Genomic DNA, 15285 nt, shown 5'->3' on the forward strand with positions numbered 1-15285 from the left:
GTCTCTTAGGAACGGATTTAGTCGTCAGTTCCCACGAGCGTGGCGCGTCGTTCTTCGACGGGGATCGTCGTCCTTCGACAGGCTCAGGATGACAAGGAGGGCGTGCTCCATTGTCATGCTGAGCTTGTCGAAGCATGAGCTCGGCGTCCTTCGACAGGCTCAGGATGACAAGGGGGGCGTGCTCCGTTGTCATGCTGAGCTTGTCGAAGCATTAGCTCGGCGTCCTTCGACAAGCTCAGCATGACAATGGGGCGATGAGTGCGCCGAAGCGCGTGGCGTCGATGTTGCCGCCGGTTATGATGGCGGCGACGCGTTTGCTGCGGATGTTGATTTTCCCGAACATGATCGCCGCTAGGCTCGCGGCGCCGCTCGGCTCGATGACGATCTTCATTCGTTCGAAGGCGAAGCGCATGGCGGATCGCAACTCGTCGTCGCTGACGGTCACGACTCCGCGCGCGTAGCGCTGCACGAGCGGGAACGTTAGCTCGCCGGGGGCGGTCGTCTGCATGCCGTCGGCGATCGTATCGGGCACCGGGATCGTGATCCGCGTTCCGGCAGCGAGCGAGCGCGCGAAATCGTCGCCGGCCTCCGGCTCGACGCCGTAGACGTCGATCGCCGGATCTATGCCGTTGGCCGCAATGGCCGTACCGGAGAGCAGGCCGCCGCCGCCCGTGCAGGCGACGATGCACTCGATTCCGGCAACGTCTTCGAGCAGTTCGAGCGCGGCAGTTCCTTGGCCGGCGATGACGTGCGGATCGTCGTACGGCGGAACGAGCGTCGCGCCGCGCTCCGCGCACAGCCGCGCAGCGATCGCCGATCGATCTTCGCGCCGCCGATCGTAGAATACGACCGCGGCGCCGTACTCGCGCGTCGCCGCCACCTTGGCGGCGGGCGCGTCGTTCGGCATCACGATCGTGGCCGGAGCGCCGAGCAATCGGCTCGCAAGCGCGACGCCCTGCGCGTGGTTGCCGCTCGAAAACGCGACCACGCCGCGCGCGCGTTCGGCCACGCTCATCTGGGCGATGCGATTGTAAGCACCGCGAAATTTAAACGCGCCCATGCGCTGGAAGTTCTCGCACTTGAGGAAGACGCTCGCTCCGGTGCGCGCGTCGAGCGTGCTCGAGGTAAGAACCGGCGTGCGATGCACGATGCCCGCGAGCCGGGCTGCCGCCGCGCGGACGTCGTCGAAACCGACGCTCGAGGCGACTTCGGTCACGGCAACGCCGACCCGGCGTCGCCCATGTGGACGCGCCACGCCGTCACTTTGCCGTTATCGTCGAGCGCGAGCGCCTCCCGATAGGCGCGCTTCTCGAACGTGACGTCGAAGCAATGCGCCGCCGGCGCGCAGTTTTGATCGTCCTCTTTGAGCCCTTTGTACGCGCCCTGCGCGTTGAGCTCGTCGGAGAGTTCGGCCACCCGCACGCGCGTGAGCTGGCCCGAAATTGCGGGCGCGAAATCGCTCGCGACCGGCGTCATGTCGTTTGCGATGACGGCGCGGGTGATTTTGTCGGCTTCGGTTTCGTATTTGTTGTGCGACGCGCAGCCGCCGAGTACGGCGAGCGCCAAAAGCACGAGCAGCGTCGAACGTTTCACGCGATCACCGTTCCTTTATCGGCCGAGTCCGTTGTCGAGCCGGTGAAGTCGATAAACTGCAGTTTCGGATTCCACTCCTGCGCCAACCGCATGCTCCACTCGCTCTCGAAGAGCGCGACCGGGCGCGCGTCCCAATCTTCGACGAGTTTTGCATTGGACGGCAACTGGGCGGTCCGGATCGTTTCCGGCTCGCCGACGATCCGGCGGGCGACCGAAAACGGCAACGTTGCGAAGAGCGTCTTTACGTTGTACTCGTTCTCGAGGCGGTATTTCGCAACTTCGAACTGCAACGCGCCGACTGCAGCCAGAATCGGCTCGGTTCGCATCGAGCCGAGCGGATACATGACCTGGATGGCTCCCTCTTCACGCAACTGCGCGATTCCCTTCCCGAACGACTTGTAACTCGAAGTATCGATACTGCGAACCGATGCGAAATGTTCCGGCGCGAACGACGGAACGCCGTCGAATCGTACGAGGTCGCCGTCGCAAATCGTGTCGCCGATGGCAAACGAGCCCGGGTTAGCCAATCCAACCACGTCCCCCGCATAGGCGGCATCGAGCGATTCGCGTTCGCTTGCGAAGAGTTTCATCGCGCGCGCGAGCCGCACGTCCTTGCCGGTACGCGCGTTGCGGACCGTCATGTCGCGCTCGAACTTCCCCGAACACACCCGCACGAACGCGATGCGGTCGCGATGGCGGGGATCCATGTTCGCTTGAATCTTGAACACGAAGCCCGAGAATTGCTCGCTCGCCGGATCGACGGGTCCCGTATCGGCGACGCGCGCGACCGGCGGCGGGCTGAGCGCGACGAAGCGATCGAGGAAGAGCTGCACGCCGAAGTTCGTAACGGCGCTGCCGAAAAAGACCGGCGAGACCTCGCCGCGCAGCATCGCGTCGCGATCGAACTCGGCGCCGGCCCCTTCGAGCAGCTCGAGGCCGTCGCGAAACTCGCGATACGAGGCCTCGTCGAGCAAGCCGGTCAGCTGCGGATCGTCGATGTCGGTGAGTTGGACGTGCGCTTTTTTGGCACCGTGCACGGTGCGTTCGAAGAGGTGCACTTCGCGCGTCTGCCGGTCATAGATGCCCTTGAAGCCAGGGCCGTTGCCCAGCGGCCAATTCATTGGAAAGACGCCGATGCCGAGCACGCTCTCGAGCTCGTCGAGCAGCTCGAGCGCGTCGCGGCTGGGCCGATCCATCTTGTTGATGAACGTAAAAAGCGGAATGCGGCGCGCGCGGCAGATCGCGAAGAGTTTTTTGGTTTGCGGCTCGACGCCCTTGGCCGCATCGATCAGCATCACGGCGCAGTCGGCGGCCAGCAGCGTGCGGTAGGTATCTTCGCCGAAGTCTTGGTGCCCCGGCGTGTCGAGCAGGTTGATCGTGTGGCCGTCGTACGGAAACTGCAGCACGGTCGAGGTGATCGAGATGCCGCGCTGCTTTTCGAGTTCCATCCAGTCGCTCGTGGCGGCGCGCTGCTGCCGTCGCGCGGAGACTTGGCCGGCGGTTTGGATCGCCCCACCGTAGAGCAAGAGTTTCTCGGTCAGGGTCGTTTTGCCGGCGTCGGGATGCGAAATGATCGCAAACGTCCGGCGTTTTTCAACTTCTTGGGCGATGGAGCTCATGGCGAAGCTAGGGCTTCGACGGCGAGTAGGTCCGCAACTCCGCGCGGGCCCCTTGCGTGCGCAGAAGCGCGAGTTCGCCCGGCTTGGCATAAAAACGAGCCCGCGGCGGAATGTGGAATCGATCCAGACCGCGCTCGACCACCGCGTCGTTCGCGCGCACCACGATCGTGCAATCGGCATAGCGCAGCGTCGCCGGCGCCGCGACGGCCGCGAGCGTCTTGGGCAAATGCGCGCGTACGAAGGCGATATCGCCGCGGGTCACCGAGGTCTGTGTGAGGCACTCGGGCAGCGCCGAGAGCGCCCACGGCGCTTGCGGAAAGAACGTCGCGCCGGTGTGGCGCGCGCGGCTATCGGGGCGGTAATCCGCTTTGGGCGGCGCCGGTACGTAGACCGACGCGATGCGAATGCGAATCAGGTCGCGATTGACGTAGGTCGCGACGATCAGTCCGAGGATCAAGACGATCCCCGTCGCGATCGCGTAGTACCTAAGCAGCGCTCTCCGCCGGTTCCTCGGCGTCGACCGGTGCGCCGAGCGAGAGCCGCGCCGCGCCGATCGCCCAATCCGCCATACCGTAATAGAAATCGAACACGCGCTCGCCGAGATCGGGTCGCGGATCGATACCGGTCGGAAAGACCACGTTATCGACGATGCCGCGGCGTTCGGTTTCGAGCTCCGGCGAGAGAATCGGTTTGGGCGACCGGTAGATGATGCGGTGCGGTTGCGCGTAGTCGTGGATCATGATGCCGGCGCTGTATCGCAGCTTCGGTTTGATGCCGCTGCCGTCGAGGACGTCGACCGCATGATAGAGCGACATCCACCCCTCGGCAATGCGCACCGGCGGCGTGCCGGCGCCGAGTTTGAGCGAACCCCAGTCGTCGTTGGGCGACATCACGAGTTCGCTCTCGGAGACCTCGAGCAGCGCGTCGCGATCCGCAATCGCCGGTTCGAGCGGAATATAGCCGATACGAATCGACTCCCGGTCCACGAACGGCATACGTTCGATCATCGGAATCGCGGCGCGGCCGTCGACCGCGGAAAGATGCAGCATCGGGCGGTGATAGAACGCGAGCGATTTCACGCCTTGCGGCGAGATCACCGGCTCCGGAAAGAATGCGGCGTCTTTATCGTCGCCGATGTGCATGCCGGGTTTGCCGAAGCGCAGCAGGCCCAGGCGCTTCCAGGCCAGGCCGTCGTGCGAGAGTGCGAGCGCGATGCGCGGGCCGTCGGGCCCGAACGCGGTGTAGGCCATAACGTACTGGTCGAGGGCGGGGACGAACGTGACGCGCGGATCTTCGCAGCCGTAGCCGGGGTGAGCGCGCAGTTCGTACGGCGCTTCGGGAACCAGCGCGAATCCGCTCCGTTCGAACGACGGAACGTTCGCGCGTTCGCGCGCGCGCACCAGGCCGACGCACGAAATGTTCCCCACCGCGACGTCGCGCGGATAGAGAACGAGCTCGTCCTCGCGCGTGCGCGCGCAGGCCGGATTTAACGTTCCTTCGGATTCCGACGGATCGCCGTTCGGTTCGAGAACCAGTGCGAGACGCTCTACGTGAATCGCGAGGTCCGTGATTGCGTGTGCCAGCATTAACCCTCAGTCGTAACGTTGTTTGCGCGCGCGGCATTTCCGAACGCGGTCACAATCTCGTGCGTCAGGCGGCCCGCTCGCGCTGCAAACGCATCGAGCTTGCTTTTACCATCGAGCACGACGACCTGCGTTCGATTTTTGTCGCAGCGCGCGGCTCGGGCGGTCAGATATTGCATCCCGACCGATAAGATATCGTCCGCTCCGGCCACGGCTTGAGGCAGGCCGTCGCCGTAACCGCAGCGCGCCGCCACGACCTCTTCGTCGTCACTCAGGGTCGCCTCGCCGTAGCCCAGGCGCGTTCCGGCAGCGAGGCGCTCGATTCGTACCACCGGCGCGACCACGCGCAGCGCGCACGCCAGCCCCGCTACGCGGTCGGAGCCGGCTCCGAAGAGGCCGACGCCGATGCGCACGTTCTGCCCGCCGCCGCTACCCGAGGCGGCCGCCGGATAGGTGCTGGCGAGATCGGTTCCGACCACGCGCACCCCGCTTCCGCGAAGCAGCCGTTCGGCCTCGGCGAAGAGGCCGAAGAGTTCGGCGGCGCTCGCCGCGTCGGTCACGTGGGTCCACAATTCGACCTCGGCGCCGCTCGCGGCTAAGGCCGGAGCGAACTCGGCGACCGCGGCGATCGTCGAGCCGGTCCAGCCGGCGGCCGGCAGCAGGCCGACGCGCAGGCGCAGCGGTCGCCCGCGGGAGCGCGCCCACCGCATGGCGATTTCGAGCTCCAAGGCGTTGGCGACGGTCGGCAGTCCGCCGGCCTCGAGGACTTCGGCCAGGCGATCGGGAGCGACGCCGCCCAAAACGACGACCGGGTGCGAGGTGTAACGGCGGACCGACCGGAGTTCGTCGGCATCGGCGACGCAGTAGCCGGCTACGACGTCGTCGAGCGCCGCTACCAGCGGGCGGTACCCCCAGCCGTAGCCGTCGCATTTGACGACCGCGCGCACCGGTACCCGCGAATGATGCGCCCAGCGGCGAGCGTTGGCGGCCAGGGTCTCGGAATCGAGCGCGAGGTGGGGACGCACGAAGCTAGGGGAGCACCGTTTGGGCGACGGCGGTGTCCGAAGGCGTCACGACTTCCACCCGCACGCCACGCCGGTAGACGGCGTTGGGGACGATCCACAGCGTGTAGGTTCGATAGTCTCGCGAAGGCTCGCCGCCATCGGCGGGTGCCTCTTCGAATCCGACCACCCGTACGCGGTCCGGATCTGCGTGGATCGACTCGATCACTTGTTTGTAGCCGGTGCGCGTATGGGGGCCCATCAGGAGCACGACGCCGAATTCGTTGCGAAAGCGGACCGGCGCGCGAACGCCGAGGCGTTCGAGCGTGGGCTCGTCACGCACCACGACGATCTCGTTTCCGGTTCCGAGAACCGTGGTGGTTCCTTGTTTGAGCGTCTGGATGCGAACGTCGCGGCACCCAACCAGGAGCAGCAGCGCCACCAAGACCCAAAGCCGTTTCACGCGCATGGCGTTCGAGGTGTTGTCACAGGCCGCCCTGCGGGTGCATTCTACTAGTACCGTTATTTTGCGAAGAGGTCGCCATGCCGCACCACCTCGTTCTCGTCGTTGCATTGATCGTCGCGGGCGTCCCGGCGCCGATCCCGAGCTCCGCGCCGCATCCGGCGGCGACGGAGCAGCCGGTCTTAAAGGTCATCGGAAACGTTCGGGCATCGGCCGCGTGCGCCGAGATTGCGACGCACGCCAACAGCGCGATTACCACCGCGCTGCGCGACGACTTCGTCGTTTCGCAAACGGTCGCGGAGCTGCGCGATGTAAATCTGGATGACGGCAACGTGATACACCGGCAGAACGGGCTGCGCGCCCTCGGCGATCTCGCCAAGACGCTGATGGAGCAGTCGCGCTCGGGCGATCGGGAAGTGCAGCGGCTGCGCGGGCTCGCGACCAAATCGAACGACCCGACCCAGAAAAAAGAACTCAAAAGTTTTGCCGACGTCCTGGGCGGCGCGCTTTGGCGTCAGCAGACGATCGCTCGCGATCTCAACGGATTTTTGGCGGCGACCGACGCGCACGACATGGTGACGTTCGACGAATCGCAACAGCAGGCCAACATGGGGATCTACGGCGTGCCCGATCCCACTCGAGCGATCTCCCCCGGCGAAATACATCGGGGCAACGCCCTCGACAATACGGTCGTGCCGGTGCTCTCGATCAAAAATCCGAACTTTCGAGCAACCGACCAAGCCCGTGCGGCCGCCGCCGATTTTGAGAGCCGCATCCCGGATATCTCGAACGACGAAGCCCTAGCCGCCGACCACATCACCGGCGCCGTCACCGGGTGCTGATGCTAGAATAATCGTTGATGCTTCGTGGAGCGTCGGCTAGACTGTAAAGCCTAGTGAAGACTCTCTGGCGGCTTTCGCTCGCGGCGGTTATCGTCGCGTATGGCGCGGTGATGCTCGGCAGTTGGACCCGGATCAACGGCGCGGGGATGACCTGCCCGGATTGGCCGCGTTGCGATGGCCGGTTGGTCCCGCCGCTTGGCGATGGAACGGTTTGGGAATGGACCCACCGGCTGCTCGTCTTTGTTCTCACCCCGCTCGTGATCGCCGTCGTCGTCGCCGCCTGGCGCAACCGCAAACGCTCGCCCTTCATCGCACCGACGATGTGGGCGATCGCCCTGCTCTTCGCATTTCAAGTCTTCCTCGGGGCGGCGACCGTGCATCTATCGAACAGCCCGATCTCGGTGGTTTGGCATTGGGGCACGGCGATGGCCTTTATCGCGGGACTCTGCGCGATGGCGATCTTCGCCCGAGCCGGCTTGCGCGGCTCGCCGCCGGCGGCGCGCGAGAGCAACGCCGCCGAGACGATTCTGACCGGCGTGCTGGCCGGAACCACGCTCGTGGCCTTCGTCACGATGTGCGTTGGGGCGTATGTCAGTTCCAGCGGCGCCGGCCTGGCTTGCCTGAGCGTCCCGGGATGCGCGGGGAACGTCGTAGTATATAGCCCGGGTCAGTATGTGCAAATGCTCCATCGCTTTATTGCGGCTGCCTGCTTGCTAAGCGCCGTCGCCTCGTTCGCCCTGGCCTGGGCGTGGCGGGCGGCCGCGCGCGTGCGCCTGATGGCGACCGTGGGTCTGCTTCTGGTGTTCGTGCAAGTCCTCTTGGGCTTGCTCAACGTGGCGCTGCGCCTGCCCATCGATCTGCGCGAAGCGCACGCCGCAAACGCGGCGCTGGTCTTCCTAGCGTTCGTCATCGCCACCACCTTCGCGATTCTCGGCGCCGTTCGCACGTACGAACCGGTCGCCGCGTGAGCAGCACGCTCTCCCGCGTCGACGGCGCCGCAGCGGGCCGTTCCGGCGGATGGCGCGGCGTGCTCGGCGACTACTACGAATTGAGCAAGCCGCGCATCATCGTGCTGCTCTTGATCACGACCGCGGCGGCGATGGTCATGGCCGCGCGCGGCGTTCCGAACCTCGCGCTCGTCTTTTGGACGCTGTTGGGCGGGGCGCTGGCATCGGCATCGGCCGGGGCGCTCAACTGCATCTACGATCGCGACATCGACGCGCTGATGAAACGCACGCGCAACCGTCCGTTGCCGCAAGGGCGCATCTCGGTTTCGGCGGCGACGGCGTTTGCCGTCGCGCTGGGCGTACTCTCGTTTGCATCCTTGTATTTCTTGGTTAACCCGCTGGCTGCGTGGCTATCACTCGCCGGCAACGCGTACTACGTCGTCATCTACACGATGTGGCTCAAACGCATCACGCCGCTCAATATCGTGATCGGCGGCGCCGCCGGCGCGGTACCGCCGCTCGTCGGCTGGGCCGCGGTCACCCACGCGATCGGCGGCCCGGCGCTCGGGCTCTTCGCGGTCATCTTTCTCTGGACGCCGCCGCACTTTTGGTCGCTCGCGCTGATGACCGAGATCGACTACGATAAAGCGCACATTCCGATGCTCCCGAACGTGAGCGGCGTCGAACGCACCAAACGCGAGATCATTTACTATTCGATCTTGCTCGTGCTCGCGTCGCTCGCGCTCTATCCGCTCCACATCATGGGGCCGTTTTATTTCGCCGCCGCGGCCGTGCTCGGCGGCATCTTCTTGCTCGACGCGGTCCGCACGTGGCGCGATAAGGGCAAGACTTGGGCGCGCCATCTTTTCAAGTACTCCTTGATCTACCTCGCGCTCATGTGCGCGATCATGGTAATCGACCGGATCATTGCTTAACACCGGCACGCGCACGATCGCGGGACACGAACTCGAAAACTCCGCGATTCCGCTGTTGCTCACGCTCGGCCTCGGCGTGCTCGCCGGCGCCCTCGATCTGGGCGTGCTCTCGCCGGCGCTGCCGGCCATCGGCGTGCAGTTTGGCGTAGGCACGGGCGATCTCTCGTGGATCTTCACGCTCTACCTGCTCGCGAACATCGTCTCGATCGCGATTATGAGTACGCTCGCCGACCGCTACGGTCGCCGCCCGATCTACATCGCGTGCGTCTCGCTTTTCGCACTCGGCAGTTTGATCGCCGTACTCTCGCCGAGCTACAACGTCTTTCTCTTCGCGCGCGCGATCCAAGCGCTGGGCGCGGGCGGCATCTTTCCCGTCGCCACCGCGGCGATCGCCGATGCGTTTCCGCCGGCGCGGCGCGGTGCCGCGCTCGGTATGGTGGCGGCCACGTGGGGCGTTGCGGCCGTGATCGGCCCGCTCTTCGGCGGCGTCGTCACGCACTTCGTTTCGTGGCGCTGGATCTTCATTCTCAACTTCCCGCTCGCCGCGGTCGTGATCTATCTCGCGCGCACCTACGTTCCCGTCAACGCGCCGCGCGTGCGCGGTCCGCTCGACGGATTCGGGTTGAGCCTGCTCGCGCTGGGACTGCTCTCGCTCATGTACGGCATCAGCGGCGCGCACGCGACGACGATCGCCATCGGTCTCTTGCTGCTCGTAGGTTTCGGGCTCTGGCAGCGCATCGCGCGCCATCCGATCGTGCCGCCGAAGCTGTTCACGACGCCGCAACTAGTTAAGACTTACGCGCTCGAACTCGCAATCGGGATGCTGGAAGGCTCGCTCTTCTTCGTTCCGACGGTGCTGGTCGGCGCGCAGCATCTCTCGTACGCTGCCGCGGGTCTCATCGCCGCGATCGGCGCGTTCGTCTTCGTCGCGGTCATTCCCGGCGCGGGCCGGGCGCTCGATCGCATCGGCAGCCGCGACGTGCTTTTGGTCGGCACGTTTTGCACCGAGGTCGGGATCGCGTTCTTCGCACTCGGCTTCGATACGCTCTGGATGTCGATCGCGGCGATGATCGTTGCCGGACTTGGCTTCGGAGCGTTGCTCGGCGCGCCGACGCGCTATATCGTCACCAACGAAACGACGCCGCGGACGCGCTCGACCGCCGTTGGCTTGCTGAGCCAGTTTTTGATCATCGGTCAGATCCTCGGCGGATCGCTCGCCGGCGGCATCATGAGCATCGCGCTCTCCGACAGCGCCGCGTACCGCGATACCTATCTCGCTTTCGCCGTCGTCGCCTTGATCGCGATGGCGATCGCCGCAACTCTGCGCAGCCGGCGAGAGGAACTTCGAGTCCAAACGCCCGAGTGAGGTTGATGGACACCCACGAGGTCCTCAACCAGCCCCCGCCGCTCGAGCCCTACGACGCACTTCGCTCGGACCGTGCGTTGTGCGAGGCGATCGAACGCGAAAGCGGCAGCGCGCCCGACGCCGAGGTCGAGCGTATCGGAACGCTCGCCGGCTCGCCCGAATGTATCGCATGGGGCGAGCAGGCCAACGCGAATCCACCGGAACTGCAAACGCACGACCGCTACGGTCATCGCATCGACGAAGTGCGCTTCCATCCGAGTTGGTATCGACTGCTCGAGGTAGCAACGCGCTTCGGCCTGCACGCGGCACCGTGGGCCGACCCGGCTGCGAACGCGCACGTTACGCGGGCGGCGAAGTTTTTTCTTTGGGCGCAAGTTGAAGCCGGCCACGGCTGCCCGATCTCGATGACGTACGCCGCCGTTCCCGCGCTGCGCCTGCAGCCCGAGGTCGCGCGAGTATGGGAACCGCGACTGACGGCGCGCGAGTACGATCCTCGACTCGTGCCGATCGCCGAAAAGCGCAGCGCGCTTACGGGCATGGCGATGACGGAGAAGCAAGGCGGTTCCGACGTGCGTGCCAACACGACGCGCGCGACGTTTGCCGAGCACACGTCGATGGGCGAGGCCTACCTGCTTACCGGACACAAGTGGTTCTGTTCGGCCCCGATGTGCGACGCGTTCTTCGTGCTGGCGCAGGCCGATGCGGGCTTGACGTGCTTCTTGCTGCCGCGCGTGCTTCCCGACGCAACGCGCAACCGCATGTTCGTCCAACGCCTCAAAGACAAGCTCGGCAATCGCTCCAACGCATCGAGCGAGGTCGAATTCGACGGCGCGTGGGCGCTGCGCGTCGGCAAAGAAGGACGCGGTATCTCCACGATCGTCGAAATGGTGAACTGTACGCGGTTGGATTGCATCAACGGCTCGGCAGCGCTCATGCGCGGCGCGACCGTGCGCGCGATCCACCACGCCACGTATCGTTCCGCGTTCGGCAGACCGCTCGTCGAGCAGCCGGCAATGCAGAACGTGCTCGCCGATCTCGCCCTGGAATCCGAAGCCGCCACGGCCCTGCTCGTGCGGCTCGCCCGCGCCACCGACCGCGCGGAGCACGATCCGGCGGAAGCGCTGCTGCGCCGCCTGGGCACGGCGGTCGGCAAATATTGGATATGCAAGCGAACGCCCGCGCACGTAGCCGAAGCGCTGGAGTCGCTCGGCGGCAACGGGTACGTCGAAGACTCCGGAATGCCGCGCCTCTACCGCGAGGCACCGCTCAACTCAATCTGGGAAGGCTCGGGAAACATCAACGCGCTCGACGTGCTGCGCATCGTCGAGAAAGCGCCCGAGACGTTCGAAGCGTTCGGCGCCGAGATCGCGCCGGCGCTGCACGAAAAACGTCTGCAGGCGGCGCTGGACCGGCTACGCGTTCTCTCGCGCGCGCGGGGTGCGGACGGGCAGCGGTCGGCGCGCGCATTCGTAGAAACGCTCGCGTTGCTCTGGCAAGCCGCGCTGCTCGTTCAGTTCGCTCCGGCGGCGGTGAGCGACGCCTTCATCGATTCGCGCATTGCCGGCAACTGGGGCCATGCGTTCGGTACCTTGGCGCCGAGCGCGGCGCATCGCGAGATCGTCGCACGCGCATCAACCTGTGAGATACTAGAAGCGCGATGAAATTCAAGTGGATGGAGACGGAGCGGCATCTCGCGCGTCGCTCGTGGACCGACGACGAGCGCCGCAAGGTGTGGCGCGGCCTGACGGGGCGCTTCGCGATTGCGATCGAGCCGCTGCTCGGTACGCTCTTCTTCTCGCTGTTGACCTGGGGTATCGTGTGGCGCGCGAACCATTCGTCCCAGCACGATCTCGTCGTGCTAGCGCCGTGCTTCGCGTTCGTAGCGCTCCTGTTCGCGGGCTATCTTTTCGCGGTGCTTTTCGCCCCGGTGCGCGCGTACGTCCACACGTTCAAACCGATCTTCATCGTCGACGGCTACGTGCGCTACCGCGCGCCCGACGTCGAATCCGAGGAAGAATCGACCGGCTACGTCGCGGTGTTGTTCGAAGATCGAGGCGTCGCGTGCGAGTGGGAATGTTTCGGTAAGAAACCGCTGCCCGAACTCGTCGTCCCGGCGATGGCGGAATTCTCGACCTTCGGCGGCATCCACAAAATCGACGGCCGTTCGACCGGCGTGTTGCCCGACGAGGAGATCCCGCTGCTCGCGATCGGAATCGCGCCCCGTCGCTAGCCGCCGGAGAGCGGAACGCGGAGCGTTTTGTTAGCGGGCCACTGGTGCCCGTAGCTGGCGTTGAAGATCACGTCGCCGCCAACGGCAAAGATGATGATGCAGCCGATGAGGATCGCGATGCGAACCGCCGTCGGGATGCCGCGGCTCGTCGGAACGCCGCGCTCGTCCGTCATGTCGTACATGCTATGCCTTTCCAATGATGCCGATGCCGGCGAGCGTGCCGAGCAGGCCTCCGAGCGCGAGCAATCCCAGCATCACTTTGAAGACGTGATTCTCGAGGCCGGGCGTCTTCCAATCGTTCTTGAGCGCGACGAGTGCCGTAACGAGCACGACGATGCCGAAGACGATGGCGATCGTGCGTTCGACGATGATTGTATGATCCATGGTGCCTCGCCTTACAGCAGATAGAAGATCGAGAAGAGTACGACCCAGATGACGTCGACGAAATGCCAGTAGAGCGTACCGAGCGTCAGGCCCGTATAGCGCGAGAAGGTGTATTTACCCGCGGTCGCCTGCAGCAGCAGCGTGATGAGATAGATCACGCCGACGAACACGTGGAAGCCGTGCATGCCGGTGAGCGTGAAGAACGACGCACCGAAAATTCCGCTGCCGGCCCACGATGCGTGATCCTTCGTGTACAGACTCACGTACTCCACGCCCTGACCGCCCAAGAACAGGCAGCCCAGAACGATGGTCGCCATCATCCAGTTCGCAAATTTGATGAAGTTGCGATGCTTCCAGTTTTCGAGCGCAAAGTGCATCGTGGCGCCCGAACCGAAGAGCACGACCGAGTTCATGGCCGCGAGCCAGATGTCGACGTGCGGTCCCCCCGCAGGCGGCCAGCCTTGGCCCGAATTGCGCAGATAGAGATACGCGAAAATGAACGACGAGAAGAGCACGAGATCGCTGACCATGAAGAGCAGGAAACCCTGCACGCGCAGTTCGCGAGTCTCGATGTAGAGTTGATCGGCCTCGTCGTGCCCGTGCGTGAGCGGAGTCGACAAGAGCGAAGATGCTACCGCCACGCTAGTGAGCCCCCATCGGCGCCGGAGAGTCGGTGAGTTCTTCTTCGAGGCCGCGATATGGCAGCGGTTCGTTGAAGTCGTACGGATTGGCGAACACCGACGGGATGTGTTTGAAGTTGTAATAGTGAGGCGGCGACGGAATCTGCCACTCGAGCGTCCGCGCGTTCCACGGATTGTGCCCCGCTCGTTTGCCCTTCTTGATGCTGTAGAGCACGTTGATGATGGTGAGTAGAATTGCGATGGTCATCACGAACGAAAACGACGATGCGATCCGGTTGAGCGTCTGGAACTGCGGGTCGTATTCGGCGACGCGACGCGGCATGCCGAGCAGTCCCATGTTGTGCATCGGTAAGAACGTGCCGTTGAAGCCGATGAAAAACAGCCAGAACGACCACTTGCCGAGCTTCTCGCTCATCAGGCGGCCGGTCATCTTCGGATACCAGAAGTAGATTCCGGAGAAGATGCCCATCAAGCTGCCGCCGACGAGTACGTAGTGGAGATGCGCGACGATGAAGTACGTGCCGTGCGCGTGCAAGTCGAAAGGAACCGCCGCTAAGAAGACGCCGGTGATGCCGCCGAGCGTGAACGTCGCGATGAACCCGATCGCGAAGAGCATTGCGGTCGAGAAGTGGATCTTGCCGCCCCAGAGCGTAGCGACCCACGAGAAGATCTTGATGCCGGTCGGAATGGCGATCAGCATCGTGAGCACCATAAACGGCAATTGCAAGAACGGCGCCATGCCCGAGGTGAACATGTGATGCGCCCAGACCATAAAGCCCAGAATCGCGATCGAACACGACGAGAAGGCGATCATTTTATATCCGAAGATCGGCTTGCGCGCGAAGGTCGGGAAGACTTCGGAGACGATTCCGAAGACCGGCAGAATCATGATATAGACGGCCGGATGCGAGTAGAACCAAAACATGTGCTGCCAGAGCAGCGGACTGCCGCCCTTGGTCGGGTCGAAGAACGGCACGCCGAATTGGCGCTCGATAAAGAGTGCGGCGAGTGCGGCGCCAAGCGCCGTCGTCGCGATCATCAGCAGCGGGGCGGTCACGAACTGTGCCCAGCAGAACAACGGCATGCGCGTATACGTCATGCCGGGCGCGCGCATCTTGAGCAGCGTCACCAAGAAGTTGATACCGGTAAGCGTGGAGCTGACGCCGACCAAAAAGATCGCGGCGCACCACATCGAGGTACCCGCCTGACCTTGCAGCGACATCGGCGGATACTCGGTCCAGCCGGCCGCCGGCGCGCCCATCAGGAACGAGCCGTAGAGCATCAGGCCGGCCGGCGGGAAGAGCCAGAAGCTCAACATATTCAGCCAGGGAAACGCGACGTCGCGCGCGCCGATCTGCAGCGGAAAGACGAAGTTCCCGAAGCCGCCGGTCAACATCGGAATGATCACGAGCCAGACCATCGTCGAGCCGTGTACCGAGTAGACCTCGTTGTAGGTATCCGGCGTCATAAAGCCGCCGTTCGCGTTCATCAATTGCACGCGAATCAACTCTGCGAGCAGACCGCCGAGAACCAGAAAGACGCCGGCCGTGATGAGGTATTGAATGCCGATGATCTTATGATCGATCGAAAACAAATACTTCCGCACGAACCCTTGCGGCTCGGGATGAATGTGGTCGGCTATGCCGCCTGCGTGTACCGCTGCTACTGCCATGCTTGCTCC

At 64.4% G+C, this 15285-nt stretch carries 17 protein-coding genes; 6 read left to right on the forward strand and 11 right to left on the reverse strand.

Annotation, left to right across the window (positions count from 1 at the left end; all coding sequences use genetic code 11):
• Nucleotides 1-235 precede the first annotated feature (235 nt).
• From VIG32_09850 to VIG32_09880, 7 genes are read right to left on the reverse strand one after another with little or no spacing between them, the layout of a single operon-like run.
• The gene (locus VIG32_09850; GenBank protein HEY8298312.1) at nt 236-1255 is read right to left on the reverse strand and encodes a threo-3-hydroxy-L-aspartate ammonia-lyase; all 1020 of its coding nucleotides are present in this window, start codon (nt 1253-1255) and stop codon (nt 236-238) included.
• Entirely contained in the window at nt 1213-1593 is a 381-nt protein-coding gene (locus tag VIG32_09855; GenBank protein ID HEY8298313.1) for a hypothetical protein, read from the reverse strand. The genes VIG32_09850 and VIG32_09855 overlap by 43 nt, the downstream gene beginning before the upstream one ends.
• On the reverse strand, nt 1590-3212 hold the full coding sequence (locus VIG32_09860) for a peptide chain release factor 3 (protein ID HEY8298314.1): 1623 nt from the start codon (nt 3210-3212) through the stop codon (nt 1590-1592). Before VIG32_09860 ends, VIG32_09855 begins: the two co-directional genes overlap by 4 nt.
• Nucleotides 3213-3219: 7 nt before the next feature.
• On the reverse strand, nt 3220-3669 hold the full coding sequence (locus VIG32_09865; protein ID HEY8298315.1) for a hypothetical protein: 450 nt from the start codon (nt 3667-3669) through the stop codon (nt 3220-3222).
• A gap of 28 nt (nt 3670-3697) precedes the next feature.
• Nucleotides 3698-4798 (reverse strand): hypothetical protein, encoded by a 1101-nt coding sequence (locus VIG32_09870; protein HEY8298316.1) that lies wholly within the window; start codon nt 4796-4798, stop codon nt 3698-3700.
• Nucleotides 4798-5820 carry an alanine racemase gene (locus VIG32_09875; GenBank protein HEY8298317.1) on the reverse strand — a complete coding sequence of 341 codons (1023 nt, stop codon included), beginning with the start codon at nt 5818-5820 and terminating at the stop codon, nt 4798-4800. The genes VIG32_09870 and VIG32_09875 overlap by 1 nt, the downstream gene beginning before the upstream one ends.
• 4 nt (nt 5821-5824) lie before the next feature.
• A complete protein-coding gene (locus VIG32_09880) occupies nt 5825-6259 on the reverse strand; it encodes a hypothetical protein (GenBank protein ID HEY8298318.1) in 435 nt (144 codons plus the stop codon).
• Nucleotides 6260-6339: 80 nt separating this feature from the next.
• Here VIG32_09880 and VIG32_09885 point away from each other — a divergent pair, with 80 nt between their 5' ends.
• Genes VIG32_09885 through VIG32_09910 form a run of 6 tightly spaced genes read left to right on the forward strand, consistent with a single transcriptional unit; the run spans nt 6340 to nt 12579 of the window.
• Nucleotides 6340-7101, forward strand: a complete 762-nt coding sequence (locus VIG32_09885; protein ID HEY8298319.1) for a hypothetical protein — start codon at nt 6340-6342, stop codon at nt 7099-7101.
• Nucleotides 7102-7154: 53 nt separating this feature from the next.
• Entirely contained in the window at nt 7155-8069 is a 915-nt protein-coding gene (locus VIG32_09890) for a COX15/CtaA family protein (GenBank protein ID HEY8298320.1), read from the forward strand.
• Nucleotides 8066-8983, forward strand: coding sequence for a heme o synthase (locus tag VIG32_09895; GenBank protein HEY8298321.1), 918 nt, complete (start codon nt 8066-8068; stop codon nt 8981-8983). Before VIG32_09890 ends, VIG32_09895 begins: the two co-directional genes overlap by 4 nt.
• Nucleotides 8976-10349 (forward strand): MFS transporter, encoded by a 1374-nt coding sequence (locus tag VIG32_09900; protein HEY8298322.1) that lies wholly within the window; start codon nt 8976-8978, stop codon nt 10347-10349. Before VIG32_09895 ends, VIG32_09900 begins: the two co-directional genes overlap by 8 nt.
• A gap of 5 nt (nt 10350-10354) precedes the next feature.
• Nucleotides 10355-12010, forward strand: a complete 1656-nt coding sequence (locus VIG32_09905; protein HEY8298323.1) for an acyl-CoA dehydrogenase family protein — start codon at nt 10355-10357, stop codon at nt 12008-12010.
• Nucleotides 12007-12579 carry a hypothetical protein gene (locus VIG32_09910; GenBank protein HEY8298324.1) on the forward strand — a complete coding sequence of 191 codons (573 nt, stop codon included), beginning with the start codon at nt 12007-12009 and terminating at the stop codon, nt 12577-12579. Before VIG32_09905 ends, VIG32_09910 begins: the two co-directional genes overlap by 4 nt.
• Here the strand turns inward: VIG32_09910 and VIG32_09915 are convergent.
• The 4 genes from VIG32_09915 to ctaD are packed head-to-tail and all read right to left on the reverse strand — an operon-like array spanning nt 12576 to nt 15276.
• Nucleotides 12576-12761, reverse strand: coding sequence for a hypothetical protein (locus VIG32_09915; GenBank protein ID HEY8298325.1), 186 nt, complete (start codon nt 12759-12761; stop codon nt 12576-12578). The genes VIG32_09910 and VIG32_09915 overlap by 4 nt on opposite strands.
• Nucleotide 12762: 1 nt before the next feature.
• Nucleotides 12763-12963, reverse strand: coding sequence for a hypothetical protein (locus tag VIG32_09920; protein ID HEY8298326.1), 201 nt, complete (start codon nt 12961-12963; stop codon nt 12763-12765).
• 11 nt (nt 12964-12974) lie between these two features.
• The gene (locus VIG32_09925; protein HEY8298327.1) at nt 12975-13583 is read right to left on the reverse strand and encodes a heme-copper oxidase subunit III; all 609 of its coding nucleotides are present in this window, start codon (nt 13581-13583) and stop codon (nt 12975-12977) included.
• A gap of 22 nt (nt 13584-13605) precedes the next feature.
• Entirely contained in the window at nt 13606-15276 is a 1671-nt protein-coding gene (ctaD, locus tag VIG32_09930) for a cytochrome c oxidase subunit I (protein ID HEY8298328.1), read from the reverse strand.
• Nucleotides 15277-15285 lie beyond the last annotated feature (9 nt).

This window comes from Candidatus Baltobacteraceae bacterium, from assembly GCA_036559195.1.
In the GTDB taxonomy this organism is placed as follows: Bacteria; Vulcanimicrobiota; Vulcanimicrobiia; order Vulcanimicrobiales; family Vulcanimicrobiaceae; genus JALYTZ01.

Bases quoted from the DNA above. Each gene is read 5' to 3' on its own strand.
- VIG32_09860 (HEY8298314.1), bottom strand. From the start codon at position 3,212: ATGAGCTCCATCGCCCAAGAAGTTGAAAAACGCCGGACGTTTGCGATC.
- VIG32_09870 (HEY8298316.1), bottom strand. From the start codon at position 4,798: ATGCTGGCACACGCAATCACGGACCTCGCGATTCACGTAGAGCGTCTC.
- VIG32_09885 (HEY8298319.1), top strand. From the start codon at position 6,340: ATGCCGCACCACCTCGTTCTCGTCGTTGCATTGATCGTCGCGGGCGTC.
- VIG32_09905 (HEY8298323.1), top strand. From the start codon at position 10,355: ATGGACACCCACGAGGTCCTCAACCAGCCCCCGCCGCTCGAGCCCTAC.
- VIG32_09910 (HEY8298324.1), top strand. From the start codon at position 12,007: ATGAAATTCAAGTGGATGGAGACGGAGCGGCATCTCGCGCGTCGCTCG.
- VIG32_09915 (HEY8298325.1), bottom strand. From the start codon at position 12,761: ATGTACGACATGACGGACGAGCGCGGCGTTCCGACGAGCCGCGGCATC.
- VIG32_09920 (HEY8298326.1), bottom strand. From the start codon at position 12,963: ATGGATCATACAATCATCGTCGAACGCACGATCGCCATCGTCTTCGGC.
- ctaD (HEY8298328.1), bottom strand. From the start codon at position 15,276: ATGGCAGTAGCAGCGGTACACGCAGGCGGCATAGCCGACCACATTCAT.